16 protein-coding genes and 4 tRNA genes are annotated in these 25,856 nt (G+C 66.1%); 7 read left to right on the forward strand and 13 right to left on the reverse strand.

What is annotated here, in order from left to right; genetic code table 11:
• Window positions 1-72: 72 nt before the first annotated feature.
• Window positions 73-1,302: an MFS transporter gene (locus V3C40_RS13535; protein ID WP_219329798.1), complete on the forward strand. Its 1,230-nt coding sequence runs from the start codon at window positions 73-75 to the stop codon at window positions 1,300-1,302.
• Between the two features lie 131 nt (window positions 1,303-1,433).
• Here V3C40_RS13535 and phaP read toward each other — a convergent pair whose 3' ends face one another.
• From phaP to V3C40_RS13555, 4 genes are all read right to left on the reverse strand, one after another.
• Window positions 1,434-2,045 (reverse strand): TIGR01841 family phasin, encoded by a 612-nt coding sequence (gene phaP, locus V3C40_RS13540; RefSeq protein ID WP_331777697.1) that lies wholly within the window; start codon window positions 2,043-2,045, stop codon window positions 1,434-1,436.
• Between the two features lie 108 nt (window positions 2,046-2,153).
• Window positions 2,154-2,348 (reverse strand): hypothetical protein, encoded by a 195-nt coding sequence (locus V3C40_RS13545; protein WP_034755105.1) that lies wholly within the window; start codon window positions 2,346-2,348, stop codon window positions 2,154-2,156.
• A 46-nt stretch (window positions 2,349-2,394) separates the two neighbouring features.
• Window positions 2,395-4,635 carry an ATP-binding protein gene (locus tag V3C40_RS13550; RefSeq protein WP_331777698.1) on the reverse strand — a complete coding sequence of 747 codons (2,241 nt, stop codon included), beginning with the start codon at window positions 4,633-4,635 and terminating at the stop codon, window positions 2,395-2,397.
• 102 nt (window positions 4,636-4,737) lie between these two features.
• Window positions 4,738-5,166: a winged helix-turn-helix transcriptional regulator gene (locus V3C40_RS13555; protein WP_034755112.1), complete on the reverse strand. Its 429-nt coding sequence runs from the start codon at window positions 5,164-5,166 to the stop codon at window positions 4,738-4,740.
• A 116-nt stretch (window positions 5,167-5,282) separates the two neighbouring features.
• Here V3C40_RS13555 and V3C40_RS13560 point away from each other — a divergent pair, with 116 nt between their 5' ends.
• Window positions 5,283-6,134, forward strand: coding sequence for an SDR family oxidoreductase (locus V3C40_RS13560; RefSeq protein ID WP_331777699.1), 852 nt, complete (start codon window positions 5,283-5,285; stop codon window positions 6,132-6,134).
• An 89-nt stretch (window positions 6,135-6,223) separates the two neighbouring features.
• On the opposite strand, the gene V3C40_RS13565 is transcribed toward V3C40_RS13560, so the two are convergent.
• The 4 genes from V3C40_RS13565 to V3C40_RS13580 all read right to left on the reverse strand — a co-directional run bounded on the left by V3C40_RS13565 (window position 6,224) and on the right by V3C40_RS13580 (window position 7,008).
• A tRNA-Leu gene (locus V3C40_RS13565) sits at window positions 6,224-6,308 on the reverse strand.
• A gap of 75 nt (window positions 6,309-6,383) precedes the next feature.
• Window positions 6,384-6,468, reverse strand: a tRNA-Leu gene (locus V3C40_RS13570).
• Between the two features lie 69 nt (window positions 6,469-6,537).
• Window positions 6,538-6,622 (reverse strand) — tRNA-Leu (locus V3C40_RS13575).
• A gap of 301 nt (window positions 6,623-6,923) precedes the next feature.
• A tRNA-Leu gene (locus V3C40_RS13580) sits at window positions 6,924-7,008 on the reverse strand.
• A gap of 408 nt (window positions 7,009-7,416) precedes the next feature.
• On the opposite strand from V3C40_RS13580, the gene rnr reads away from it, so the two are divergent.
• The 4 genes from rnr (at window position 7,417) to V3C40_RS13600 (ending at window position 12,401) form a co-directional block, all read left to right on the forward strand.
• Entirely contained in the window at window positions 7,417-9,978 is a 2,562-nt protein-coding gene (rnr, locus tag V3C40_RS13585; protein ID WP_331777700.1) for a ribonuclease R, read from the forward strand.
• A 14-nt stretch (window positions 9,979-9,992) separates the two neighbouring features.
• Entirely contained in the window at window positions 9,993-10,736 is a 744-nt protein-coding gene (gene rlmB, locus V3C40_RS13590; RefSeq protein ID WP_034756912.1) for a 23S rRNA (guanosine(2251)-2'-O)-methyltransferase RlmB, read from the forward strand.
• A gap of 194 nt (window positions 10,737-10,930) precedes the next feature.
• Window positions 10,931-11,680, forward strand: coding sequence for a serine O-acetyltransferase (gene cysE, locus V3C40_RS13595; protein ID WP_034756915.1), 750 nt, complete (start codon window positions 10,931-10,933; stop codon window positions 11,678-11,680).
• A gap of 10 nt (window positions 11,681-11,690) precedes the next feature.
• Complete coding sequence (locus V3C40_RS13600; protein ID WP_051991822.1) at window positions 11,691-12,401, forward strand: YceH family protein; 711 nt, start codon at window positions 11,691-11,693, stop codon at window positions 12,399-12,401.
• A gap of 13 nt (window positions 12,402-12,414) precedes the next feature.
• Here the strand turns inward: V3C40_RS13600 and V3C40_RS13605 are convergent, their stop codons facing one another.
• Window positions 12,415-12,795: a tetratricopeptide repeat protein gene (locus V3C40_RS13605; RefSeq protein ID WP_331777701.1), complete on the reverse strand. Its 381-nt coding sequence runs from the start codon at window positions 12,793-12,795 to the stop codon at window positions 12,415-12,417.
• Window positions 12,796-13,113: 318 nt separating this feature from the next.
• Between V3C40_RS13605 and udk the strand changes: the two genes are divergently transcribed.
• Window positions 13,114-13,758 (forward strand): uridine kinase, encoded by a 645-nt coding sequence (udk, locus tag V3C40_RS13610; RefSeq protein WP_070303044.1) that lies wholly within the window; start codon window positions 13,114-13,116, stop codon window positions 13,756-13,758.
• Window positions 13,759-13,770: 12 nt separating this feature from the next.
• Here the strand turns inward: udk and V3C40_RS13615 are convergent, their stop codons facing one another.
• From V3C40_RS13615 to V3C40_RS13630, 4 genes are all read right to left on the reverse strand, one after another.
• Window positions 13,771-14,940, reverse strand: coding sequence for an HlyD family type I secretion periplasmic adaptor subunit (locus V3C40_RS13615; protein ID WP_070303043.1), 1,170 nt, complete (start codon window positions 14,938-14,940; stop codon window positions 13,771-13,773).
• Window positions 14,937-17,069: an ATP-binding cassette domain-containing protein gene (locus tag V3C40_RS13620; protein ID WP_331777702.1), complete on the reverse strand. Its 2,133-nt coding sequence runs from the start codon at window positions 17,067-17,069 to the stop codon at window positions 14,937-14,939. The genes V3C40_RS13615 and V3C40_RS13620 overlap by 4 nt, the downstream gene beginning before the upstream one ends.
• A gap of 28 nt (window positions 17,070-17,097) precedes the next feature.
• Complete coding sequence (locus tag V3C40_RS13625) at window positions 17,098-18,369, reverse strand: TolC family protein (protein ID WP_331777703.1); 1,272 nt, start codon at window positions 18,367-18,369, stop codon at window positions 17,098-17,100.
• A gap of 136 nt (window positions 18,370-18,505) precedes the next feature.
• Window positions 18,506-25,546, reverse strand: a complete 7,041-nt coding sequence (locus V3C40_RS13630; protein WP_331777704.1) for a hypothetical protein — start codon at window positions 25,544-25,546, stop codon at window positions 18,506-18,508.
• Window positions 25,547-25,856 lie beyond the last annotated feature (310 nt).

The raw sequence follows: 25,856 nt of genomic DNA on the forward strand, positions 1-25,856 counted from the left end.
TTAATAAACATTTAAGTTTGCTTATGTGGCATGGTCACGTATGCTTGCCAGACTAACATCCGCCGAACCCGCATGAAAAACATCATCCTGATTTCCGCCGCCTGCCTGCTGGCGCTGCTGTCGACCATCGGCGCCTCGCTGCCATACCCGATTCTGCCACCCCTGTTCGCAGCCGAGGCGCCGAATGCCTTCAACAATTTCCTGGGCTTGCCGTCCAAATTGCTGTTCGGCCTGGCGCTGACCATCAACCCGTTGGGCTTGCTGATCGGCTCGGCTTTGCTGGGGCCCTTGTCCGACCGCTATGGCCGCCGTCCCTTGCTGATGCGCACGGCCGTGGGCGCCGCCATCGGCCACGCCATCACGGCCTGGGCGTTGGTGATCCAGTCCTACCCGCTGTTCATCGTGGCCCGTTTCATCACGGGTTTGCTGGAAGGGAACGGTGCCGTGGCGCGCGCCATGCTGGCCGACCAGTTGACGGGACCGCTGCGCCTGCGCGCCATGTCGTGGCTGAACGGGGCGTTTTATCTGGGCTGGCTGGTAGGCCCGATCCTGGCGGGCGCGACCCTGCATTGGGGCGTGACGGTGCCGTTCTGGATCGCCGCCGCCGCCCTGATGCTCGTCGCCGTGCTGGTGGCCGTGGGTTTACAGCGTGAAACGCCCTCGCTATTGACGACGTCGTGGTGGCAAGTGGCGCGTGACCGCCATTCGCTCAATTTGCTGCGCCATGAGGAGCTGCGCACCCTGTTCATCGTGCAATTGGCGTTTACGTGCGGCGTGGCCAGTTTTTACGAGTTCTATCCGCTGTGGCTGGTCGAGACGGCCAATTACCATGCACAGGAGATTGCCTGGGTGAATGTGGGCCTGTGCGGCACGATGACCATCACGTCCTTGCTGGCGGGCGGTCCCAGCCGCCATGCGCCGCTGCTGCGGGCCTGCTGGTATGCGTGCGGCGTGGCGCTGGCCGTAGGGATCTTGGCGTTAGGTAATATCTGGGTGGGCATCGCCGCCATCGTGCTGTTCGGCATTCCGAATGCCCTGTACAACACGGTCATACAGGGCTGGTGCGCCGAGCGCTTCAGCGCACACGGACAGGGCGCCGTGATGGGTTTGCTGGCCACGACGTTTTGCATCGCCAACATCGTCGTCGCCCTCAGTGGTTCCGTGCTGACTCTGATCGATACGCGGCTGATCCTCGTCGCGGGTGCCTTGTCCGCCGCCTGGGCCGCGTGGCGCATGGCGGCCTGGCGCCGCCAGCTGGACGGCGCCGTCGAGGCGAAGGCATGCCAGGATTTCTGCAGCTAGGCTCAGGCTATTTCGGGGGGATGGGAGGGGGCGAATACCGGACCCTGCCGGTGGATTCTTGTAGGTGGTAGGTCGGATTAGCGCGCAAGCGCGTAATCCGACATCACCATTAACGCCAACAATGCGTCGGATTACTTTTTGGCAGCCTTCGGCTTGGCGGCCGGCGCAGCTTTTTCAGGCGCAGCAGTGGCACCGGTCGTGGCTTTTTCCGTGGCCTGCGCCACTTGCGCGCTGGCCTTGGCGATCTGCTCTTCGACGGTCTTCACGGCCTGTTTCGTGGCCTTGGTCACTTGCTCGTAGCCGAGGAAGGCATTGTCGATGGCGGCCTTGACGATGGCGACGGCGTTTTCCGAGCCTGGCGGCACGTTTTTCGTGACGTCGTAGATCAGGGCGCTCAGATTGCTTTTCGCTTCGGCCACATGGGCTTCTGCGGCCGTGGTGAATTCCGTGTGGATTTCCTTGATGATGTCGTCGAGTTGCTGTTTATACGCTTTGGCGCCGGCCACGCCCGGTTGCAGCTGGGCAGCGGCGGCGGCCATGGCGGCCTTCGGATCCTTGGCCTGGCTGATTTCCTTGCCGGCGGCGATGCCATCCTCGATGCCGGACTTGGCGGTGGCCATGTTCAACGCCAGCACCTGTTCCACGCCTTGAACGGCCTTCGAGGTGAGGGTGTTGAAGGTCATCAGCTGGAATTCAAACAGGGCCTTGGTGGCCGATGCGAATTGTTCGGGATTCGTAAACATGTGGTCTCCTCGGTTTGAATAGATACGTTCTTATCGTTCCATACTCTTTCGACGCCGCAATGCCATCGCTTGCAATCAAGCCGGTGCCCCCGTGTGGTCATGGCCCCATTATTTAACAAGCGCCGGTTTTTCGCAACGGCTATCTTTGTACGGTCCCGAGGCCAGTTCCCAGCCAAATCCCAGGGTCGATTGGGCGCACGACAGGGTGCCGTCGATCTTGCTGCGCCATTTGTACCAGGGGGCAGGTCCGGCCATTGCGCAGGCGCACACTGCCAGCAAGGCCGTGGCGATCAGGTATTTCATGGGTGCTCCGAAAGAATGCTTGCGGGCATTGTAGCGCGCTTGCCGCTCAGGGCGCGGGCGATTGCGGCGCCACGGCGGGCAGCTGCAGGGTGAAGGTGGTGCCGCTGGCGTCGCCCGTGCTGCTGGTGGCGTCGATATGGCCGCCCAGCACGCCCGTGATGATGTTGTGCGCCACATGCAGGCCCAGGCCCGAGCCGCCGGAACCGAGCTTGGTCGTGAAGAAAGGGTCGTAGACGTGCACGAGGTCGTCGGCGGCGATGCCCACGCCCGTGTCGGCGATGGACATGGTGATCGTCTTGCCGTCGTCGCTGCTGCGTGCCCTGATGTGAATGGTGCCGCCGCTGCGGCCCTCGAAGGCGTGGCGCAGGCAGTTTTCCAGCAGGTTGCTCAGCACCTGGCCCAGCGGACCCGGATAGCTGTCCATGGCCAGGCCCTCGGGCACGTCCTGCGTCAGCGTCAAGCCGGCCGCCTTGAGCTGCGTGGACAGGGGCAGCATCAGCTCGGCCACGAACTGGCGCAGCAGGAAGTGGCGGCGCTGCGAGCTGGCGCGGTCGACGGCGATCTGCTTGAAGCTTGAGACGAGGTCGGCGGCGCGCTGCAGGTTGCGCAGCATGATGGCGTCGGCCTCGCTGGCCTGCGTCAGGTAGGCGCCCAGTTCGGAGCGGCGCAAGCCATCGAGGAAGCTGGCCTGGATTTCGCGCGTGCGTTCGGCCATCGTGGTGGCGACCACCAGGCCGTTGCCGATCGGCGTATTGAGTTCATGCGCGATGCCGGCCACCAGCGCACCGAGCGCGGCCAGCTTGTCGCGGCGCACCAGTTCTTCCTGCGTGATGGACAGGTTTTCCAGTGCGGCGGCCAATTCGCGGTTCGTCTGTTCCGAGTGTTCCTTGGCCTGCGTCAGGGCCGCCGTGCGTTCGGCCACCAGCTCTTCCAGGTGGGCGCGGTGGCGCTCCAGTTCGCGCTCGTGGCGCATGCGGCCAATCGCAATGCCGGCCAGGTCGGTCGCCGTGTCGATCAGTTCGAGGTCGCGCGCATCGGGCTTGCGCACATCGCGGTAGTACATGGCGAAGGAACCGAGTACGGCGCCATCCTGGCCGAAGATGGGGCGCGACCAGCAGGCGCGCAAGCCGAACGGCGCGGCCAGCTCGCGGTAGGGCGCCCACAGCGGATCGCACATGATGTCGCTGACCACCACCGGTTCGCGCAGGAACATGGCCGTGCCGCAAGAACCCACGCCGGGGCCGATGGCCACGCCTTCGAGCAGGGCCATGTAGTCTGGCGGCAGGCTGGGGCCGGCCGCGCTGTGCATGTGGACGCCATCGTCGTCGAGCAGCATGATGGAGCAGAGCACGCCGCGCGACTGGCCTTCGATTAACAGCAGCAGCTGGTTCAGGGTCGGGATCAGCGGCGCGCCCTTGGCGACCATTTCCAGCAGGGCGCTCTGGCCCGAGCGCATCGCTTCGGCGAGGTTGCGTTCAGTCAAGTCGATGATGCGCGCATGCACGAGCTGGCGTCCCGGCACGGACAGGCGCATCAGCCGGATTTCGCAGGCGATCGGGCGGCTGTCGCGGTGGCAGCAGCTGGCGCGGAAGACGACGATCTTGCCTTGCAAGGTATCGCGGATCTTTTCTTCCAGCAGTTGCGGCGAGGCGCGGCCGTCGCTCTGATGCTGGGGGAACAGCGGCTCCATGCCGCCTTGCAGCAGCTCGGCCAGCGGCATGCCGAACAATTCTTCGGCCAGATGGTTGGCGTCGATCAGCAGGCCGTTGTCGATATCGAACAGCAGCACGGCGTCGGGCGAGCCGGCCAGGATCGAGTGGTAATTGACTTCCAGCGTTTGCGGATGCAGGGGGCGCGGCGGCGTGGCCGCACGCGGCGCGGGCGCCTCGGCCTTGTGCAGCGCCAGTTCCATGAGGATTTTTTCCGCCACGTCGCGCGCGTTGAAGGGCATCTTGATGTAGTCGGAGGCGCCGGCGCCCACGCTGCGGCCCTGTTCCTCGGCGCTGGGCGTGGCCGACATCAGCAGCAGGGGCACGCTGTGGCGTCCGCCCGCATTGCGCAGGCGCATGCAGGTGGCGCCGATATTCGAGCCCGCCAGGGCCGCGTCGAGCAGGATCAGGTCCGTGCCGCCGGCCGCCAGTTCCACGCCTTCGTCGATATCGCCCGCCAGTCCCGTGCCCAGATTATGCCTGTCCAGCACATACAGCAGTTCGCGCACATCGTTCGGCGAATTGCTGACCAACAGCACATTGGCCCGGTCGGTGATGGAAGAAATCAACTGGTTCATGGTGTCGCGCCCTTACGCGTTTCATGGGCCTAGTATTACATCAAGGCAAGTAGGAGTAAACGATAATTCTTGATGACTCAAGGCAATGCGGATGGGTCTCGTTCACGCGGCGTTTTGTGCCGCGGGCGCCGCTGCCAGGTCGGCGCGCGCCTGTTCGATGCGCGGGTAATTATCCTCGATCCAGTCGACCAGCACGGCCAGGCGTTCTGCCGCCTCGCGTCCCAATGGCGTGAGGCTGTATTCCACCTTGGGCGGTATCACCAAGTACGCCTGGCGCAGCACGAAGCCGTCGCCCGCCAGCGCTTCCAGGGTTTGCGCCAGCATTTTTTCGCTGACGCCGCCCACTTCCCGGCGCAGTTCGCTGAAGCGCCGTGTGCCGCTCAGCAGCAGTACCAGCACCAGCACGGCCCAGCGGCTGGTCAGGTGGCTGAGCACGGCGCGCGACGGGCAGGTGGCCGCCAGCAGGTGGGCGTCCTGGGTTTGCCGGGCGAGGGCGGCGCGCAGGCTGGCGCCGGGAGTGTCTGTGGACATGATAGTTGGCCTTGTTAAGGTGGATTGCATTCATACTTACCAAGAGGTACGTACTTACAATAAGTAAGTAATAGTCCTATTATAGGGTTTTACCACCCACGTACCAAGGAGAAATCATGATCGTCATCACCGGCGCCACAGGCAATCTGGGTCAGCACGTCATCGCCAGCCTGCTCAAATCCGTCCCCGCAGCCAATATCATCGCCGCCGTGCGCAACCCGGCCAAGGCCGCCGACCTGGCCGCCCGGGGCGTGCAAGTGCGCCAGGCCGATTACAACGATGGGGCCAGCCTCGACGCGGCGTTCAAGGGCGCAAGCAAGGTTTTGCTGATTTCGTCGAGCGAAGTGGGTCAGCGCGCGCAGCAGCACCAGAACGTCATCGATGCGGCCAAGCGCGCCGGCGTATCCCTGCTGGCCTACACCAGCGTCTTGCGCGCCGACACGTCGCCGCTGGGCTTGGCCGCCGAGCACGTGATCACGGAAGCGGTCATCCGCGCCTCCGGCCTGCCTTACAGTTTCTTGCGCAACGGCTGGTACCTGGAAAACCATACGGAACACCTGGCGCCCGTGCTCGAGCATGGCGTCGTGCTGGGTGCGGCGCAAAACGGGCGTTTCTCGTCCGCCGCGCGCGCCGACTACGCAGCGGCCGCCGCCGCCGTGCTGACGACGGCCCAGCCGCAAGCCATCTATGAACTGGCTGGCGACCAAGGGTTCACCCTGGCCGAGTACGCGGCCGAAGTGGCGCGCCAGTCGGGCAAGGCGATCGTGTACAAGGATTTGCCGCAGGCGGATTTCAAGGCGGCGCTGGTGAGCGTGGGCGTGCCGGAAGGCTTTGCCGATCTGCTGGCCGACTCCGATGCGGGCACGGCCAAGGGCGGCCTGGAAGACCATGGCAAGCAATTGAGCGCGCTGATCGGCCGTCCGACGACGAGCCTGCTTGACGCCGTGAAGGCGGCGCTGGCGAAATAAGGGGGACGGATGCCGTGGCAACGCGGCATCCGGAAATGAAAAAAGCCGCAAACTCGTGAAAGTTTGCGGCTTTTTTGCGAATTAGGTAATGGTGCCCACGAAGGGACTCGAACCCCTACACCCGAAGGCACATGGACCTGAACCATGCGCGTCTACCAATTCCGCCACGTGGGCACTGATGCTGCTTGTTGCTTACTGCTATATCTCACTACTGTACTGCGGACTACAACGAAAACAACTCGTTGCTGGTGGTGCCCACGAAGGGACTCGAACCCCTACACCCGAAGGCACATGGACCTGAACCATGCGCGTCTACCAATTCCGCCACGTGGGCATTGTGCTGCTTGTTACTGCAATCTTACTACTTTACTGCGGATCACAACGATGAACAACTCGTTGCTGGTGGTGCCCACGAAGGGACTCGAACCCCTACACCCGAAGGCACATGGACCTGAACCATGCGCGTCTACCAATTCCGCCACGTGGGCATTGTTACTGCTTGCTGCTTGTCGCTGCGTGTTCTGCAGCGAGGACAAAATCATAAGGGCTGGCGCGCATTCGGTCAATCAACATTTTGCACTTTTCTTCAAGAAACATGTTTTTTCGCCTGAAAAGGGCTGTTCCCTATGAAGAAAGGCTGAGGCTGCCTATTTTTTCAGCGTTTTCCGCAGCTTTTTGTCCGCAGCCATGCCGGGTGAGTTGCTTGCCGGAAGGAGAGGGCTTTTCGCTGCGGAAATGAAAAAAGCCGCAAACTCGTGAAAGTTTGCGGCTCTTTTGCGAATTAGGTAATGGTGCCCACGAAGGGACTCGAACCCCTACACCCGAAGGCACATGGACCTGAACCATGCGCGTCTACCAATTCCGCCACGTGGGCACTGATACTGCTATTGCTTATTACATTGCTGCTCGAGTACTTGTTGCCAAATAATTTAGCAACAATTCTGCTATTATAGCGACTTGAAGAGTTTTGCGCCAGATGAGCTTTCGCTCCATACTGCACATCAACCCTGTACCGCTTTCCTGTAACTGCATTCCCGTGAAGGTTTGTCGCTGCAAGAGACCGAGATTATAGAGCAATATTTGCCGAAGTCAAATGCATTGCGCAGCTTTTCTCCTTTTTTTCATCGGCGGGGCACTTGTTCGGTTTCCGCTACGCTGTCCGTTAGGCAAACCAAGGCGTCCTCCGGTACACTACCGGACATCACCGTGTCAATATTGACGGTGATGTCATCGGTCTTTGTCTTCCGTTTGATCACTGTCAATAACAACTATAGAAATACTTTTGAGCCAAAATACCCACACCATCCCCAGCCGGGAGGACATTCTCGGCATATTCCGCAGCGTCAACGCGCCTCTCGACCCGCAGTCTCTCGGGAAAACGCTGCAAGTGCATGCCGATTCCATGGATGTCCTGGTCCGTCGCCTGAAGGCGATGGAGCGCGACGGCCAGCTCAGGTCTGACGCCAGCGGTGTTTTCAGCCTGGCCGACCAGAGCGCGCTTGTCGCCGGTCGCGTCACCAGCCACCGCGATGGCTTCGGCTTTGTCATTCCCGATGACGCCAGCGCCGACCTGTTCCTGCCTGAGAAAGAAATGCAGAAAGTACTGCATGGCGACAAGGTCATGGCCCGCATCGTCGGCACGGACCGCCGCGGCCGCCCCGAAGGCACGATCGTCGAAGTCACCTACCGCGCCAATACCCACGTCATCGGCCGTCTGATCCAGGAAAACGGTACCTGGGTCGTGGCGCCGGAAGACCAGCGCATCGGCCAGGACATTCTCGTCACCGGTTCGGTCGGCAAGGCAAAAGCCGGCCAGATCGTCAGCGTCGAGTTGACCGAGCAACCAATGCGCTTCAAGCAGCCGGTCGGCAAGATCGTCGAAGTGCTGGGCGCTTTGGATGATCCCGGCATGGAAATTGAAATTGCCGTGCGCAAATTCAACGTGCCGCACATCTTTTCCGCCGCCGCCCTCAAGCAAGCTGAAAAGCTGCCGTTCGAAGTACGCGCCGCCGACCTGAAAGACCGTGTCGACCTGCGCGACGTGCCGCTCGTTACCATCGACGGCGAAGATGCGCGCGATTTCGACGATGCCGTGTATTGCGAGCCCGTCAAGATCGGCCGTGCCAACTGCTTCCGCCTGATCGTGGCGATTGCCGACGTCAGCCATTACGTGAAACCGAACGACGCGCTCGATATCGACGCGCTCGAGCGCAGCACGTCCGTCTACTTCCCGCGCCGCGTGATCCCGATGCTGCCGGAAAAACTGTCGAACGGCCTGTGCTCGCTGAACCCGGCCGTCGACCGCTTGACCCTCGTCTGCGACGCTGTCGTCAGCGACAAGGGCGAGCTGAAGGCGTATCAGTTCTATCCGGCCGTCATCCATTCGGCCGCGCGCCTCACGTATGACGAAGTCGCTGCCGTGCTGGGCAACACCAAGGGTCCCGAAGCGGCACGCCGCGCGGACATCCTGCCGCACCTGCAAAACCTGGAAGCCGTCTACCGCGCCTTGCTGAAAGCACGCACGGAGCGGGGCGCCATCGATTTCGAGACGACGGAAACGTATATCGTCTGCAATAGCGCCGGCAAGATCGAAAAGATCATTCCCCGCACGCGCAACGAAGCGCACAAGATCATCGAAGAGTGCATGCTGGCGGCCAACGTCTGCGCGGCCGATCTGTTGCTGCGTAACAAGCACCCAGGCACCTACCGCATTCACGCCAGCCCGACCAAGGAAAAGCTCACGCAAGTGCGCACTTTCCTGAAACAGGTTGGCCTGAACCTGACGGGCGGCGACACGCCATCGGCATCCGATTACCAGACCCTGATGCAGCAGATCAAGGAGCGTCCCGACGCGGCCCTGCTGCAAACGATGCTGCTGCGTTCGATGCAGCAAGCCGTCTACAGCCCGGACAATATCGGCCACTTCGGCCTGGCGTACGAGGCGTATGCGCACTTCACCAGCCCGATCCGCCGCTATCCCGACCTGCTGACGCACCGCGCCATCAAGGCCATCTTGCAAGGCAAGAAGTACGAGCCGAAGCTGTCCGAAAAGACCGTGCTGAACACGAACGTGTCGAACGCCACGCGCAAGCAGCAGGCCAAGGACAAGGCCGACGGCAAGCCGAAGAAGACGGATCTGACGATCTGGGACGCGCTGGGCGTGCATTGCTCGGCCAACGAGCGCCGCGCCGACGAAGCATCGCGCGACGTGGAGGCATGGCTGAAGTGCTACTTCATGCAGGACAAACTGGGCGAGGAATTCACCGGCACGATCACCGGCGTGACCACCTTCGGCGTCTTCGTGCAACTGGACACCCTGTTTGTCGAAGGCCTGGTGCACGTCACCGAGCTGGGTACCGACTACTTCCAGTACGACGATGCGCGCCATGAATTGCGCGGCGAACGTACGGGCAAGCGTTATCAATTGACCGACCGTCTGACGGTGCAAGTGGCACGTGTCGATCTGGAAACGCGCAAGATCGACCTGCGCCTGGTCACCGATGCGGAACTGGCGGGCGAAGAAGCGCCAGCCAAGCAAGCTGGCGGCAAGCGCAAGGGCGAAAAGAAATCGATGGTCAAGCCCGGTCCCGCGACCGAGCAGCGTCACGAGATCAAAACCAGCGTCAATGGCGGCGGCAACAATGGTGGCAAACCCGGCAAGGGTTCCGGCGGCCGTTCCAACGGCGCCAAGGCGCAAGCCAAGCCTGCAGCCAAGGAAGCCCCCAAGGCGGCAGCCCCCAAGGCCGCCGCGCCGAAGCGCAGCAAGAAACCAGCCGCGGCACCCGCTGCGGCGGCACCACGTGCAGCAAAAACTGTATCAAAATCAAGCAAGAACAAGCGATAAGCGATAGATAGATAATGAAGAATAAAATGATTTTCGGCTTCCACGCCGTCACCTCGCGTCTGCGTCATGAAGCGTCGTCCGTGGAAGAAATTTTCGTCGATGCCAGCCGCGTCGACGGCCGCATGAAGGACATGATCGCCGCCGCCAAGGCTGCCAACGTGCGCGTCATGCCCGTCGATTCGTCGCGCCTGGACAAGATCGTCGGCACGCGCCGCCACCAGGGCGTGATCGCGTTTGCCTCGCAGCTGTCGCTGGCGCGCAATCTCGATGAGCTGCTGGATGCCATCGACGGCCCGCCGCTGCTGTTGATTCTCGACGGCATCACCGACCCGCACAACCTGGGCGCCTGCCTGCGCGTGGCCGACGGCGTCGGCGCACATGCCGTCATCGTGCCGAAGGACCGCGCCGTGGGCTTGAACGCCACGGCCGCCAAGGTTGCCAGCGGCGCCGCCGAAACCGTCCCGTACATCACCGTGACGAACCTGGCGCGCACCATGCGTGAACTGAAAGAGCGCGGCATCTGGCTGATCGGCACCTCGGACGACGGCGAAAAAGGCTTGTACGAAGCCGATTTCACGGGTCCGACGGCCCTCGTCATGGGTTCCGAAGGCGAAGGCATGCGCCGTTTGACGCGCGACACCTGCGACATCCTCGTCAGCATCCCGATGTTCGGCTCCGTCGAGAGTCTGAACGTGTCCGTGGCATCGGGCGTATGTCTCTATGAAGCCCGCCGCCAGCGCATCGCGCTGGAAGCCTAAAAAACGTCCATGGCGGCGTTGCATTGCCTCGCCGTACATTCGTACTGTCTTCGGCAATGCGCCTTGCCCTGAACGTTTTGTAACGCTTCCAGAAAATCAGCCGCCGCCCTTGAGGCGGCGGTTGTTTATCTGCCTCTCCGGCAGCACGCCTCCGAATACGCTACCATTTGCGTTCCACCTTATCCATTTTCATTATGTTCCACCACCTGCGCGAAGACATCAACAGCATCATTGAACGTGACCCGGCCGCCCGCAATGGCTGGGAGGTGCTGACCTGTTATCCGGGTTTGCACGCCATCGTCATGCATGGCTGGGCGCACTGGTGCTGGACGCGGCGCATGAAGTGGGTGGGGCGCTTCATTTCCTATATCGCCCGCATCATCACGGGCATCGAGATCCATCCGGGTGCGGTCATCGGCCGGCGCGTCTTCATCGACCATGGCTTCGGCGTGGTGATCGGCGAGACGGCCGTCGTCGGCGACGACTGCACTATCTACCAGGGCGTGACCCTGGGCGGCACGTCGCTGCACAGTGGCGCCAAGCGCCATCCGACCCTGGAGCGCGGCGTCATCGTCGGCGCCGGGGCGCAGGTGCTGGGCAGCTTCACCGTGGGCGAGTACGCGAAGGTGGGTTCGAACGCCGTACTGCTCAAACCCGTGCCATCCGGCGCCACTGCCGTCGGCAACCCCGCACACATCGTGCAAAAGGATGTCAGTGCCTTGCGCGAGGGCAGCACCGCCCATTTGTTCGCCGCGTATGGCGTCACGCCCAACGGCGACGATCCGCTGTCGAAAGCGCTGCAAGGCTTGATCACGCACGCGGTGGCACAGGAACAGCGTATCGAAACCATCCTCGCCACCCTGAAGGCGGCGGGCATCTGCTGCCAGGGCGTGCCCGAGTGTGATAAATTCGATTCCGAGCAAATGAACAAGCTGGTTGACTAAGGATACAGGCATGACTACAGACGTACACATAGCTGAAAACGCAGCAGAAAAGAGCAGCGACAATCCGAATCTGCTCGACCCCTTCGAGATCCGCGTGCTGGCCGTGCTGGCGGAAAAGGAAGCGCTGACGCCGGACAGCTATCCGCTGTCGCTCAACGCGCTGACGAACGGCTGCAACCAGCTGTCCAGCCGCGACCCCGTCATGGCTCTTTCCGAAGAAACCGTCTACGACGTGCTGCAGCGCCTGATGCAGCGCAAGTTCGTCAACGGCATCACGCAGGCGGGTGCGCGGGTCGCCAAGTACGAACACCGCATGCGCATCAAGTGGTCGCTGGAACAAGATAAACTTGCCATCCTGACGATCCTGATGCTGCGCGGCTTGCAGACGGCGGGCGAGATCCGCAGCCGCAGCGGCCGCGTACATGAATTCAAGTCCGTGGCGGAAGTGGAGTCGGGCCTGCAGTTCTTGATCGACAAATATCCGCCGCTGGTGGCCAAGCTGGCCGTCGCGCCCGGTGCCAAGGAACCGCGCTACGGCCACTTGCTGGGCGGCGAGGAAGCGCTGGCGCAGATCGAGACGGCGGCAGGCTACGCCGGCGCCGTCAGCGCGCCGCAGCAGGGCAGCCGTGTCGCCCAGCTGGAGCAGGAAGTGCTGCAATTGCGCAGCGACTTCGATGGCCTGGCGGCGCAGTTCGAGGCGTTCCGCAAGCAGTTCGAGTAATTTCCGGGCACGCCTATTGGGCTTGCGGGTCGAAATAGGCGGTCCAGGTCAGGCTGCAAGCGGCAAGGCCCTGCGCCTTGCCAAATTGCGCCATGGCCTTGCGCGGTTTTGCCAGTCCCGCCAGAGCCACCCCCAGGTTGTAATGGGTATGGCTGTCCGTCGAGCCCAGCGTGAGCGCCGTTTCCAGCACGTTGACGGCTTCCCTGTACTTGCCCTGGTCACACAGCACGGCGCCCAGGCAAGTGAGCAGGGCGGTGTCTTGCGGATCCGTTTGCCGATCCGATTGCAAGGCGCCGCGCAGCACGGCTTCCGCTGCCGCCATGTGCATATCCCATTGCCCGGCATCGCCTTCGGCCAGCTTGATATATGCCTTGCTTGCGGCGATGGCGTCCATTGCCGTTAGCTGGGCCAGGCGGCGCAATTGCCTCCGGCTTCCAGGGCTTCACGGCCGATTTGCTCTATCAGTTGCCAAAATTTTTCTTCGTTCATTGTTCATTTCTCGTCAATGGTCAATCGATGCCGAAAGAGGGCAGGCATGCAATGCCGGCGGCGCGCTGCGTCCCGTCCGCGCATCTTGAGCTTGTTGAGAATACCATCTTGCCAAACGTTCGCCTATCGGCCCCTTCTTCGGTTGGCGCGTGCCTGCCGCGTGACAGGCCCGGCTTTGCAGCCGCTCCCTGTCGGTCAGCTCGCGTTTCCGGTATCATTCGGCATGAATAATATTTCCTTCCAACCGTTTGTTATTGGTGTCGCTGGCGGAAGCGGCAGTGGCAAGTCCACCGTATCCCAGCAAGTGCTCGCGTCCTTCGGCGCCGACATGGTCTCGGTCGTGATGCAGGACGACTACTATTGCGACCAAACCCATCTTTCCCCTGAAGTCCGGCGCCAGCAGAATTACGACCATCCGCAGGCGTTCGAGTGGCCATTGCTGGTGCAGCATATCCAGGCCTTGCGCAATGGCGAAGCGATCGAGATGCCCGAGTACGACTTCACGCTGCACAACCGCTCCAACCGGACCATCCCCGTCAAGCCGGCGCCCGTGATCGTGATCGAAGGCCTGTTTGCCTTGTATGACGAAGACTTGCGCAACATGATGTCGCTGAAGATATTTGTCGACACGGCCTCCGACGTGCGCTTCATCCGCCGCATGCAGCGCGATATCACGGAACGTGGCCGCTCCGTGGAAAGCGTCATCGAGCAGTATCTGGAAACGGTACGCCCGATGCACAAGCAATTCATCGAGCCGACCAAGCGCAATGCCGATGTCATCTTGCCGCATGGCGCCAACGGCCCCGCGGTCGACATGATCACGGCCAAGGTGGCCAGCGTCATTGGCCGCCTGAAGCCTGCCGGTTAACAGCCCGCCAGCTTACCGCTCCCCCATCGATTCCGAGAATGTCTTGGTGATCGGTTTCGTCAGGTAGCGCAAGACCGTCTTGCGGCCCGTGTTGATTTCCACGGTGGCCGTCATGCCGGGCTGGATCAGGATCGGCTCGCCATTCTTGCCCATCAGGTTGCGCCCGCTGGTCTTGATCTGCACGCGGTAGTACGGCTGCTCGTTGCCCTTGTTGTCTTCACTTAAGGTGTCCGCGCTGATGTAGCTGACGGTGCCGCGCAGGCGCCCGTAAATGCCGTAGTCGTAGGCGTCGAGCTTCACGGCCGTGGGCAGGCCCGGCTTGATGAAGGCGATGTCGGCCGGTTTGACTTTCGCTTCGATGATCAGGTCATCGTCTGTCGGCACGATCTGCAGGATTTCCTCGCCCGGCTTGGCCACGCCGCCCAGGGTAGTAAGGCGCACGTTGCGCACGATGCCGTCCGTGGGCGCGTAGATATCCGTCGAACCCAGCTGCTCCTTGCGCTGGGTGACTGTCTGCAGCACGCCGGCCAGGTCTTCCTGGGCTTTCACCAGATCCGTCTGGCTATCCTGCAGATATTTGTTGCGCCGGTTGGTGATCTGCGCCTGGATGTCGACCACTTGCCGCCGCAGTTTCAGCACTTCGGCGCGGCTGACGTCTCCCGTTTCCAGCAGCGGCAGGTTCATTTCCAGTTCTTCCTTGATCAGCTTCATGGCGCTTTCCAGCGAGCTCACCTCCGCCTGCACGGCGCCCTGGCGCTTGCTGAACAGGGCCAGCTGGTTGGCGCGAAACTCCGGAAACGCCTGCAGTTCGGGCGGGAACTTCGGCGCGCCGCCAAACACCTCGGCTTGCAAACGCGCCACGGCCGCCTTCAGTCCCGCCGCCTTGGCCGTGCTTTCCAGGTAGCTTGTCTCGGCCCGCGTGCGGTCGAAGCGGGCCAGTAATGCTCCCTTTTTCACCACGCTGCCTTCGTGCACACGCAGTTCGGCCAGCACGCCGCCATCGGCCACCTGGATGATCTGGTTGCGCGAACTGGCGATCACCTGGCCGTTGGCGCGCGTGACCTGGTCCAGCTCCGCCCACGAAGCCCAGGCGATGATACCGGCCAGTGCCGCCGTGCAGCTCCAGATCAGCACCCGTCCCCGTTTCGCTTCCTCTTTCGCTTCGACCTTGGCCAGTTTCATGCGACGGCTCCTTGCGCCACCGGCGCCGTTGCGGAACTGGGCACGGCCTGCGGCTTGCCCGACAGCTTGGCCAGGACAAAGTCGCGCGGGCCGTCGAGCAGCACCCGGCCCGCCTGCAGCACCACCAGGCGGTCGAGCAGCGGCAAGAGGGCGTTCTTGTGCGTGGTGGCGACCATGGTCACGCCTTCGGCCGCCAGTTCGCCCAGCAGCCCCACGATGCGCGCTTCCGTCTTCGCATCCATGGCGCCCGTCGGTTCATCGAGCAGCCAGATGCGCGGCTTGGCCAGCAGCAGGCGCGTGACGGCGATCAATTGCCGCTGGCCGCCAGACACGCCGCGCCCGCCTTCGGTAATGCCCAGCGCCAGTCCCCGTGGCTGGCCCAGTATCAGCTCGATCAGGCCCGTGCGCTTTGCCGCCGCCAGTATCGCTTCCTCGCCCGGGTCGGCCAGTCCCAATAACAGATTGTCGCGCAGGGTGCCGCTGAACAGCCGCGTTTCCTGTGGCAGGTAGCCGACCATTTCGCGCACCACGGCCGGCGCCAGCAGGGCCATGTCGACGTCGCCCAGGTACACCTTGCCTTCGGCCGGCTGGTACAGGCCCGAGGCCAGTTTCAGCAGGGTGCTCTTGCCCGAGCCGATGGCGCCCACCAGGCCGACCCGTTCGCCGGGGCGGATGGCGAGATTTTCCACTTCCAGCGCCACCTTTTGCGCGCCGCCATACGTAAAGCGGATGCGCTCGAAGCGCAATCCCGTATCGAGGCTGCGCGGCGTCAGCGCGAACTGCGCGGTGTCGGCCTCGTTGGGCAGGCTGATGACCTGTTCCAGGCCGTCGATCGAGGCGCGCGCATGCGCCCACTGCACCATCACGGCGGGCAGCTGCACGATGGGCATCAGGGCGCGGTTGCTGATGATGGTGCACGCCATCAGGGCGCCCATGGTCATCTGGTTCTCGGCCACGAACCACGCACCCATGGAGATCAGCGCCACGTTGGTCAGCTGCTGGAAGGCGGCCGTGATGTTTTGCGACAGGGCAGCATAGTCGCGGATATTCTGCTCCGCGTGGCTCGTTTCGGCCACCAGCTCGGCCCAGCGCGCCTGCATCATCCATTCGGCGCTGCTGCCCTTGAGCGTTTCCACGCCATCGACGGCTTCCACCAGCAAGCCCGCCTTGCGGTTGCTGGCGTTGAGGTTCTTGCGCGTATGGATCTGGATGGCGCGCTGGAACATCAGCCCGCACACGAGGGCCAGCGGCAGGGCCACCAGCGGCACCACCACGAGCCAGCCGCCGATGATGGTGATCATGGCGAGGAAAATCACGGCGAAGGGCACGTCCGTCAGCACGAACAGCGATGTCGACGTGAGCACGCCGCGCACCATTTCAAAGCCCTTCACTTGCGCCGCCAGGGTGCCGACGGAAGCGGGGCGCGCCTCCATGCGGATGCCCAGCATGCGCTGGAAAAACCATTCGGACAATTCATGGTCGACGTCATTGCACGAGTGGTCGACGATGCGGCTGCGCACCTGCTTGAGGATGAATTCCAGGCCGATCGACAGCGCCACGCCCACCACCAGCACCCACAGGGTGCTGAAGCTCTGGTTCGGGATCACGCGGTCGTACACCTGCATGGAAAACAGCGAGGTGGCCATGGTCAGCAGGGTCACCAGCGCGGTGGCCAGCACGGCGTCGACAAACACGCTTTTCTTCAGCCACAGGGCCTTGCGCACCAGGCTTAGCGCTCCGGGGCGGGCGCCGCTTTTTTCGCTGCGGCGCGGCAGGCCCACGCAAGCTAAACCTGCCAGCGAGGCCAGTTGCAAGGCGCGCCCATCGATGCCTTCGCCGCGCCAGGCGCCGTCGGCGCCGCGCGACTGCAGCAAGCCCCAGCCCGTGCTGGCGCTGTAGACGGCGAATGGCAGCTCACCCGGCGTCGGCTCGTGCAGCGGGCGCGCCGCGCCTTCCAGCCCGGCCGCCTGCCAGATGGCGGTAAGCACCATGGCGGGTGCGCCGCTGCCGTCGATATCTTCGAGCTGGCGCTGCAGGTCGGCCAGGCGCGCGGCCGCCAGATGCTGGCCTGTCAGGCGGGCGGCCCGTTCGACGAGTGTCAGCAAGCCATGTTTGATGGAGGTATCCACGCTGTCTCCTGTGTGCATCATGTCGGTGTCAATTCGCGCGCGCCAGGCCCGGCGGCGCCGTGCGCCCGGCCAGGGTGCCCGTCTGCGCGGCCAGGCGCAGGCTGGCGGCAATCGCCTGCGCGCGCGTGTCTTCCAGCGAAAACCGCGCCTGGGTTGCTTCGCGCACGGCGTTGAGCACATCGTTCCAGCTCTTGCGGCCGATCACGTACTGGCGTGCATACGATTCGAATACCTGCGTCGAGGTGGTGCTGGCCTCGCCCGCGTTGCCCAGGCGCTGGCGGCTTGCCTCGGCCTCGTTCCAGTCCAGGGTGAAACGCTCGCGCACCTCACGTTCGGCCACGTCGTGCGCGGCGCGCGCGCCTTCGCGCCGGGCCACGGCGGCGTCCACGCCGGCCTTGGCCGACAAGCCGGCGCCCGGCTGCGCCTGCAGCACCAGCATGGCGCGCGCGCGGTTGTCGGCATTGATGCCGCCGCCCGTGGGCTTTTCCATGCGCAGCACCACCTTCGGCATGTAGGCCGAGCGCTGCATGGTGATCTCGGAATCGGCCGCCTGCGCCTCGAAATCGAGGCGCTGCAGGGTAGGGGAGTAGCCGATGGCCTGGCGCATGACCCGTTCCAGGCTGGCGTCGGGCAGCGGTTCGCCCACGCCGATGCCGGCGGCGGTGACGAGGCGTACGGGTTTGCCGGCCAGCTGCGACAGCTGCGCCAGCGCGTTTTCCTGCGCCTGGAGCGCATTCGACACGTCGTTGGCCGCCTGGTAGGCGCGCGATTCGGCCAGGCGCTGGTCCGTTTGCGAACTGACCGACTGCGCCACGCGGCGCTTGATCATGTCCAGCAGGCGCTGGTGCTCGGCCAGTCCCTCTTCGGCCGAGCGCATGCGCGCCGTCTGGCGCAGCGCTTCCGTGTAGGCGGCGATCACGCGCAGCGAGAGGGTCAGGCGTTCTTCCTCGATGGCGGCGCCGGCCGCGTCGACCCGGCTGCCGGCCGCATCGATGCCGGCGTCGATGCGCCCGCCGCTCCACAGCGGCTGCTCGAGGCGCACCACGCCGCCCGTTTCCTGCGAACCGGTGGGGACTTCGGCCGACAGGCTGGGGAAGCGCTGCCATTGCGCGCCATCGAGGTCGGCGCGCGCGGCCGCCTGCGCCGAGCGTTTGCCCTGCACGGCGGGATGGCTTTGCAGCGCCTGCTGCAAGACCTGGTCGAAGCTCCAGGCGGTGCCGCCCTGGGCCTGGACGAAGGAGCTGATGGATGCCATGGCCATGGCCGCCAGCAAGGCCGCGCCACGTGGCAGTACAAACAATGCTGGGGAACCGCGTAATCTCATCCCGTATTTTTCCGGCACCAGGCCTGACGCATTTCTAGGTGTGGCGGGAGCGCCCGCTGTGCTGCGCTCCCGCCGCCGTGCCAGGCGCGGGGCCTGGCGTGGGTGCCCGGCTTCAGACGACGAAGTTGGCACCCGTCAGCTGCGTGATGTTCACGCCGCTGAGCAGCACCAGCGCCGTGTCGATGGCGTTGGCGTTGCTCAGGTCAGTCGAGTGATACACGGTTACGGCGCCGCTGTTTTGCGCATCGGCGATGACGATGTAGCCCTGTCCCGACAAGACGCTGTCATCGGCCGCGATGGCGCTGGCCGCCGCGCCGATCGACACGGACGTGCCGTCGAAGATGAACAGGTTGTTGTTGCCAAAGTCCGTGCTCACGTTGACGCCCACGGCCACCGATGCCGTCAGGTCGGCGATGGCCGACATGTCGATCACGTCGCCGCCGGCGGCCGGCAATCCCGTGCTGAAGTCGGCTACCGTCAGCGGGTTGTGCAGGGCATTCTGGCTCAGCACGAACAGCTGGCTCGCGTCCGTCAGGTCGGCCTGGGCCTGGGCCGCCGCTGCCGCCGCGGCATCGGCATTCGCCGCCACCGTCAGCGAGCCGGCGTCCGTCAGGTCCGCCTGCGCCTGCGCCTGCAGGGCCGCGGCCGCGGCCGCATCGGCGGCCAGTTGCAGTGCGCTGGCGTCCGTCAGGGCGGCCGTCTGCGCCGCTGCCAGCGCTGCTGCCGTTGCCGCATCGGCGGCCTGCGTGAGCGCCACGGCATCGGTCTGGTCGGCGATCGCTTGCACGGCGGCGGCGTTGGCCGCATCCGCATTCGCCACGACGGCCAGCGCGCTGGCGTCGGTCTGCGCCGCGATGGCGTTCGCTTGCGCCAGTGCCGCGTCGGCTGCCTGCGCGTCGGCATTGGCCTGGGCCGCCGCCGTGTCGTCCGCCTGCGCGGCATCCGCATTGGCATGTGCTTGCGCCGCAGCCGCTGCCGCGCTGGCGGCGACCGCATCGTCCGCTTGCGCCGCTTGCAGGGCCGCCAGGGAAGCGGCGGCCTGTGCCTGCGCCAGCGGCGCGGCGGCATCGGCCGCATGGGCTGCCGCTGCCGCTGCTATCGCATTGTTGGCGTTGACGGTGGCTGCCGCTGCCGCCGCATCGTCGGCCTGTGCCGCCTGGGTGATTGCCAGCGAGGCGGCGGCCTGGGCCGCTGCGGCTGCTGCGGCGTCATCGTCGTTCTGCGCTGCCGTGGCCGCTGCCAGTGCGCTGGCGGCCGTTGCCGCCGTGCTGACGGCCAGCGCGTCGGCGGCGATGGCTGCCGTGTGCGCGGCGGTGGCGGCAGCGGCATTGGCCGCTGCCTGGTTGGCGGCCGTGTCGTCGGCTTGCGCCGCCTGGGCTGCGAGCAGCGATGCTGCCGCTGCGGCGGCGCTGGCGGTGGCGGCGGCATCGGCGGCTGCCGCTGCCGTGGCAGCCGCTTGCGCCAGTGCGGCGGTTGCGGCGGCATCGGCTGCGGCCTGGTCGTCGGCGACGGCGGCATTGTGCGCCGCCTGGGCGTTGGCCGCGTTGGCCGCTGCCAGCGCGGCTGCCGCGTCATCGGCCTGCGCCGCCTGTGTGGCGGCCAGGGTGATGGCGGCCGCAACGGCCGCTGCCGCTGCCGCAACATCAGCGTCATGCGCGTTTTGCGCCGCCAGCTGGGCTGCCGCCGCGGCGGCGGCCGTGGCGGCGACGTCGGCGTCGGCGGCCAGCGCTGCATCGAGTGCCAGTTGCGCATTGGCTGCGGCGGTGGCGGCTGCTGCCGCAGTGGCGTCGTCCGCCTGGGCATTGAGGGTGGCGGCCAGGGAAATGGCCGCTTGCGCCGCTGCCGCTGCCGCGGCGGCATCGGCGTTTTGCGCCGCGACCGCCGCCGCATGCGCGGCAGCGGCATTGGCGGCGGCGGTGGCTGCCGCCGCATCGTCGGCCTGGGCCGCCGCCAGCGCCGCATGGGCGGCAGCCGCATTGGCATTGGCCTGGGCCGCGTCATCGGCCGCACTCTGGGCGGCGATGAGGAGGTTCAGTTTCAGCGTCTTGTCATTGTCGGCATCCGTCGCGTTGATATCGGCCGTCACGGCGGCGTTCAGGTTGAGGATGGCCGCATCGAGTGCGGCATGGGCGTTGAGGGCTGCCGTATCGGCCAGTTGCGCCGCCAGAGTGGCGGCCGCCGAGAGGGCGGCCGTGTGCGCGGCATTGGCGGCTGCATCGTCTAGGGCCAGCGCCGCGCTGGCTGCCGCCAATGCATTATTGGCCGCCGTGGCAAGGGCCGCCAGGGCGACATCGGCCACCAAGGCCGCATCGGAAAGCAGCTGGGCCGCTGCGGCCGCGGCTGCCGTGCTTGCCGCCGTGGCGTCGTCTGCCGCAGCGGCATTGGCGGCGGCGAGCGAGGCGCTGGCCGTCAATATCGCCGCGTTGAGCGTGGTGACGGCCGCATTCAGGGCCGCTTGCGCGTTGGCCGCCGCCGTGGCTGCGGTAGCAGCGGCGCCGTCGTCGGCCAGGGCCTGGTTCAGCGCGGCCAGGGCGCTCGCTGCCGTTGCCGCGGTCGTGCCGACGGCGAGATCGGCGGCCAGCGCGGCTTGCGTGGCTGCCAGCGAGATCGATGCCGTGAGGGCGGCGGCGGCAGCGGCAATATCGTCCGCTTGCGCGTGCTGCGTGGCGGCGGCCGAGATGGCGGCCACGGCGGCCGCCGCGGCAGCAGCCGTGTCGGCGGTGGCGGCGGCCACCGCGGCGGCCGTTGCATTGGTGGAGTTCAGCACGGCCGCAGCGGCAGCCGCATCGTCGGCCAGGGCCGCATTCAGGGAAGCGAGCGCGTTGGCGGCGATGGTGGCGGCGCTGGCGGCGGCATTGTCTGCCAGTTGCGCCGCTTGCGCGGCCGCTTGCGAGACGCTGGCGACAGTGGCAGCCGTCGCAGCGGCCAGATCGTCGGCGATGGCGGTAGCGGTGGCCGCACTCGCCGTGATGGCGGCAGCGGCCGTGGCGGCCGCATTCGCGTCCGCCTGCAAGGCCGCATTCAGGGCGGCCAGGGCGTTGGCCGCCGTCGCTGCCGTCGCGGCGGCGGCGGCATCGGCTGCCTGCGCCGCCTGGGCCGCGGCCAGCGAGGTGGCCGCCACGCCAGCGGCCGTGGCCGCGAGCGTGTCGTCCAGCGCCGCCGCCGTGGCTGCCGCCTGGGAAGTCAGGGCCAGGGTGGCGGCGGCGGTGGCGGCACTGTCAGCCGCGAGAGCATTGTTCAGGGCGGTCAGGGATGCTGCCGCCGTGGCGGCTGTCGAGGCGGCAGCCGCGTCATCGGCTTGCGCCGACTGCGCGACGGCCTGCGACAGGGCCGCCGTGGTGGCCGCTGTGGTGGCCGCCAGCGCCGCCACCAGGTCGAACGGGTGGGCAGCTGAATAGGCGGCCAGGGCGGCGGCATTGGCCGCATCGTTGCTGGCGATGGTGGTCAGTGCGGCGGCATCCGTCAGGGCAGCCTTGGTGGCCGCCACGGTGGCGGCCGTCACATTGAGCGTGTGGGCGGTACCGAGCAGGACGGCGTCGGTGAGACCGGCGACGGCGGCTGCTGCCGTCGAGGCGGTGGCATTGACGGTCGCGACCAGGCCCAGGGCGACGGCGTCCGTCAGGTTGGCCGTCGTTTGCGCGGCGGTGGCGGCGGCCGCATCGACGGTGGACACCAGGCCCAGGGCGACGGCGTCGGTCAGCGCGGCGGTGGCCGCTGCCGTGTTGGCGGCGGCCGTGGCGGCCGTCGACGCGGTGCCCAGGGCGACGGCATCGGTCAGGTTGGCAACGGCGGCAGCGGCGGTGGCGGCCGTGTTGGCGGCCGTCGACACGAGGCCCAGTGCCACTGCGTCGGTCAGGTTGGCTGTCGTTTGCAGGGCGGCGGCGGCAGCCGCGTCGGCCGTGGCGACCAGGCCCAGTGCCGTGGCGTCTGTCAGCGCGGCGGTGGCGGCAGCCGTATTGGCGGCCGTGGCGGCTGCTGCCGAGACGGTGCCCAGTGCTACCGCATCGGTCAGGTTGGCAACGTTCGTCGCCGTATTGGCGGCGGCAGCGGCGGCCGTGGCGAGCAGGCCCAGGCCGGCGGCGTCCGTCAGGTCGGCCGTTGCCTGCAGGGTGGCGGCCACGGTGGCATCGGCGGTCGAGATCAAGCCCAGCGCCGTGGCGTCCGTCAGCGCCGCCAGGCTGGCTGCCGAGGAGGCGACCAGCGCATCGGCATTCGAGATGAGGCTCAGCGTGGTGGCATCGGTCTGGCCAGCCGTCGTGACGGCCAGGGCTGCGGCCGCGTCGGCTGCGGAAGAGACCAGACCCAGGGCCACGGCGTCGGTCAGGTTGGCAACGGATTGTGCCGCCGTCAGCGCGTTTTGCGCCAGCGTGTTGGCGGCCGTCAAGGTGGTGACAGCCGTCTGGGCGGCAAGTTCGGCGGCGGCGTCGGTGGTGGAAACGAGGCCTAGCGCGCCGGCATCGGTCAGCAGGGCCGTGGCGGCGGCAGCCGCGGCGGCGGCCTGTGCGGCGGCGGCAGCACTGACTGCCGAGATATCGATCCCGCCCAGCCCAGCGGCCACCTCCGCCGCCGAGACGGCAGCGGCCGCCGCAGTGATGAGTGCATCGGCATCGGTCGCGGCGGCGAGGGTTTGCAGGCCGGCTGCCGTCAGCGCATCGGCGGTGGAGATGCCGGCAAGGATGGTGGCATCGAACAGGGAGGCCGTGATATCGGCATTATCGGCACCGAGCTGCAAGGTATTCACGGTGGCCGTCAGGTCGAGCACGCTGGTTTGGCCAGCCGTGACGTTGGCGGCCAGGGCGGCGAGGCTGGCGAGATTGAAGGCATTGAGCGCGACATTGACGTCCAGCAGGCTGGCCTGCGCATTGGCGGCGGCCGCATCGGCATCGGCCTGATCGGCCGCTTGCTGCAGGGCGACCACATCGGTCTGGTCGGCCACTGCCTGGGCGTTGGCGGCATCGCTGGCGGCCGCTGCGTCGGCGGCGGCCAGGGCGGCCGCATCCGTCTGGTTTGCCGTCGTTTGCGCGGCCAGCGCGGCGGCGGCATCGGCGTCGGAAACCAGTTGCAGGGCGGCCGCGTCCGTCAACGCTGCCTGCGCGGCGGCGCCGATGGAGGTATTGGCGGCCGCATCGGCCGTGATTTGCAGGGCGGCCGCGTCGCTCAGGCTGGCTGTGACGACGGCGTTGGCCGCCACGGTGGCGGCAAGGGCGGCGGCGGCGTCGAGCGCGGCGGCATCGCTACTGGCGGCCAATGCTGCTGCGGCTGCGGCGGCAGCGTCGGCATCGGAAATCAGGGCCAGCGCAGCCGCATCCGTCAAGCCGGCCTGCAGTTGTGCCGCGTCCGACGCCAGGGTAGCGGCATCGGCGATCAGGCCCAGGGTGGGCGCGTCCGTCATGTTCGCTTGCGTCTGTGCATTGGCGGCGTTCGTCGCGGCGGCATTGGCGGCCGCTTGCAGGGCGACGGCGTCGGTGGCGTTGGCGATGGCGGCGTCCTGGGCGGCAATACCGGCGGCGGCGTCCGCTGCCATCGTCAGCGCGACGGCATCGGTGAGGTTTGCTTGTGCATCGGCGGCAATGGAGGCATTCGCGGCGGCGGTGGCGGCAATGCCCAGTGCCGTGGCGTCGCTGGCATTGGCCGCTGTCGCCGCATCGGCCGCGGCCGTGGCCGCGGCGCTCGCGGCGGCGGCCAGGGCGGCGGCATCGGTGACATCGGCCAGTTCGGTCGCGGCGGCAGACGCGGCGGCATCCGCATCCGAAATGAGGGCCAGGGCAGCGGCATCGGTAAAGCTGGCCTGGATGCCTGCGGAGACGGCGGTGTTGGCGGCGGCGGTTGCCGCCAGGTCCAGCGCGGCGGCGTCCGTGGCATTGGCCAGCGCCGTGGCGGCGGCTGCAGCGGCGGCGTCATTGGCCGCGATGACGCCCAGCGCGGCCGCATCGGTCAGCGCCGCCTGCGTGATGGCCGCGGCGGCGACCACGTCGGCCGCATCGGCGATGGCTTGCAGGGCAGGGGCGTTGGTCTGGTCCGCTTGTGTTTGCGCCGCATCGGCGGCGGCGTGTGCGGCGGCGGCGTTGGCGGCGGCCGTGGCGGCAGCCGCATCGGCATTTTGCGCCGACGTGGCGGCGGCCTGGGATATGGCGGCGGCAGCGGCAGCGGCAGCGGCAGCGCTGTCGTCATTCGTGGCGGCGCCAGCGGCCGCTTGCGCGCCGGGCACGATAGCGGCCGTGCTGGCCGCCAGCGCATCGTCGCTGGTGGCGCTATTGGCGGCGAGCAAGGCTGCCGCCGCGTCAGCGGCCGCTTGCGCCGCCAGCTGGTCGGCCAGGATGGCCGCATTTGCCGCGGCCAGCGAAGCTGCGGCCGTGGCCGCTGCAGCCGCCGCTGCGGCGTCATCGGCCAGGGCATTGGCGGCGGCCGCCGCGGCGGCAGCGGCGGCCAGCACGGATGCGTTGCTCACGACGGTGGTGGTGGATTGATTGCCCGTGCCACCGCCGGTCGAGCCGCCCGTGCCACCTGTGCCGCCCGTCCCCGTGCCGCCTCCGGTACCACCGGTGCCGCCTGTGCCCGTGCCGCCACCGGTGCCGCCTCCGGTGCCGGAACCGCCAGCCGCGGCGCCACCGCCTCCGCCACCGCCGGCTGCGGCGGCGACCAGGCCAAGGCCGCCGAGCGCGCCCAGCACGCCAAGTCCGCCCAGGCCGCCCGCAGCGCCCGCGCCCGCGCCGCTACCGGCGCCAGCCGATGCGCCGGCCACATCCACGACACTGCCGCTGGGGATGCCGGCAGCACCGGCGCCTGTGCCCGCAGCGCCTGCGGCGCCACCATTGTTATCGCTTTGCGGCGTGCCGAGGTCGGCACTGCCATTGCCGGCCTGGCCTGCGGCCGCGCCACTGCCACTGCCACCGGCTGCCAGGGCGGCTGCCGCCACAGCGGCCGCCGCGCCCACGGCGCCGGCATTGCCGTTGGCGGCGCTTCCCGTGACTTCCACGACATTTTCAGGCGGCATGGTCGCGCTGGCATCGTCCCCTTTGATCAGTTCATCTTCGTCATACTGCTTGCGGTCGCCGTTTTTTGGGTCGACGGCTTTTTTTGCGGGCGTCGCGATCTTGGCGCCAGCGCCTTCGGCATTGACGGGAACTTGTGCTGGGTTTTGGGTGGTGGCCATTTGAAAGTCTCCGGAAAAGGTTAAGTATTCGTACAATTTTCTAAAATAATAAAAAATCAATAATCTGCTTCGATTCCTTGCTTGCTCCGGCGAGGCTTGGGCCGTGGTTGAACTCTGGTGTTTCCGCTGTTGATAGTGGCAAGTAAAACATAATTGGGAAAAAAACGTTGGGGCAAAAGAACGCGATTGCGGCGATATTTAAAATGTTATTTCCATATTCGTTTTATGCGTTGCCGCTTTCCTGTATTTTGTGGCGCCGGCAACTGGCTGGTCCGGCGAGACGTAACGGCAGGATGCAGCGTGTGCACGA

The sequence above is a fragment of the Janthinobacterium sp. LS2A genome (genome assembly GCF_036543145.1).
GTDB lineage: Bacteria > Pseudomonadota > Gammaproteobacteria > Burkholderiales > Burkholderiaceae_D > Janthinobacterium > Janthinobacterium aestuarii.

What these genes read in the sequence shown, in the direction of transcription:
- V3C40_RS13535 (WP_219329798.1), top strand. Translation starts at nt 73, where the DNA reads ATGAAAAACATCATCCTGATTTCCGCCGCCTGCCTGCTGGCGCTGCTG.
- phaP (WP_331777697.1), bottom strand. Translation starts at nt 2,045, where the DNA reads ATGTTTACGAATCCCGAACAATTCGCATCGGCCACCAAGGCCCTGTTT.
- V3C40_RS13545 (WP_034755105.1), bottom strand. Translation starts at nt 2,348, where the DNA reads ATGAAATACCTGATCGCCACGGCCTTGCTGGCAGTGTGCGCCTGCGCA.
- V3C40_RS13550 (WP_331777698.1), bottom strand. Translation starts at nt 4,635, where the DNA reads ATGAACCAGTTGATTTCTTCCATCACCGACCGGGCCAATGTGCTGTTG.
- V3C40_RS13555 (WP_034755112.1), bottom strand. Translation starts at nt 5,166, where the DNA reads ATGTCCACAGACACTCCCGGCGCCAGCCTGCGCGCCGCCCTCGCCCGG.
- V3C40_RS13560 (WP_331777699.1), top strand. Translation starts at nt 5,283, where the DNA reads ATGATCGTCATCACCGGCGCCACAGGCAATCTGGGTCAGCACGTCATC.
- rlmB (WP_034756912.1), top strand. Translation starts at nt 9,993, where the DNA reads ATGAAGAATAAAATGATTTTCGGCTTCCACGCCGTCACCTCGCGTCTG.
- cysE (WP_034756915.1), top strand. Translation starts at nt 10,931, where the DNA reads ATGTTCCACCACCTGCGCGAAGACATCAACAGCATCATTGAACGTGAC.
- V3C40_RS13600 (WP_051991822.1), top strand. Translation starts at nt 11,691, where the DNA reads ATGACTACAGACGTACACATAGCTGAAAACGCAGCAGAAAAGAGCAGC.
- V3C40_RS13605 (WP_331777701.1), bottom strand. Translation starts at nt 12,795, where the DNA reads ATGGACGCCATCGCCGCAAGCAAGGCATATATCAAGCTGGCCGAAGGC.
- udk (WP_070303044.1), top strand. Translation starts at nt 13,114, where the DNA reads ATGAATAATATTTCCTTCCAACCGTTTGTTATTGGTGTCGCTGGCGGA.
- V3C40_RS13615 (WP_070303043.1), bottom strand. Translation starts at nt 14,940, where the DNA reads ATGAAACTGGCCAAGGTCGAAGCGAAAGAGGAAGCGAAACGGGGACGG.
- V3C40_RS13630 (WP_331777704.1), bottom strand. Translation starts at nt 25,546, where the DNA reads ATGGCCACCACCCAAAACCCAGCACAAGTTCCCGTCAATGCCGAAGGC.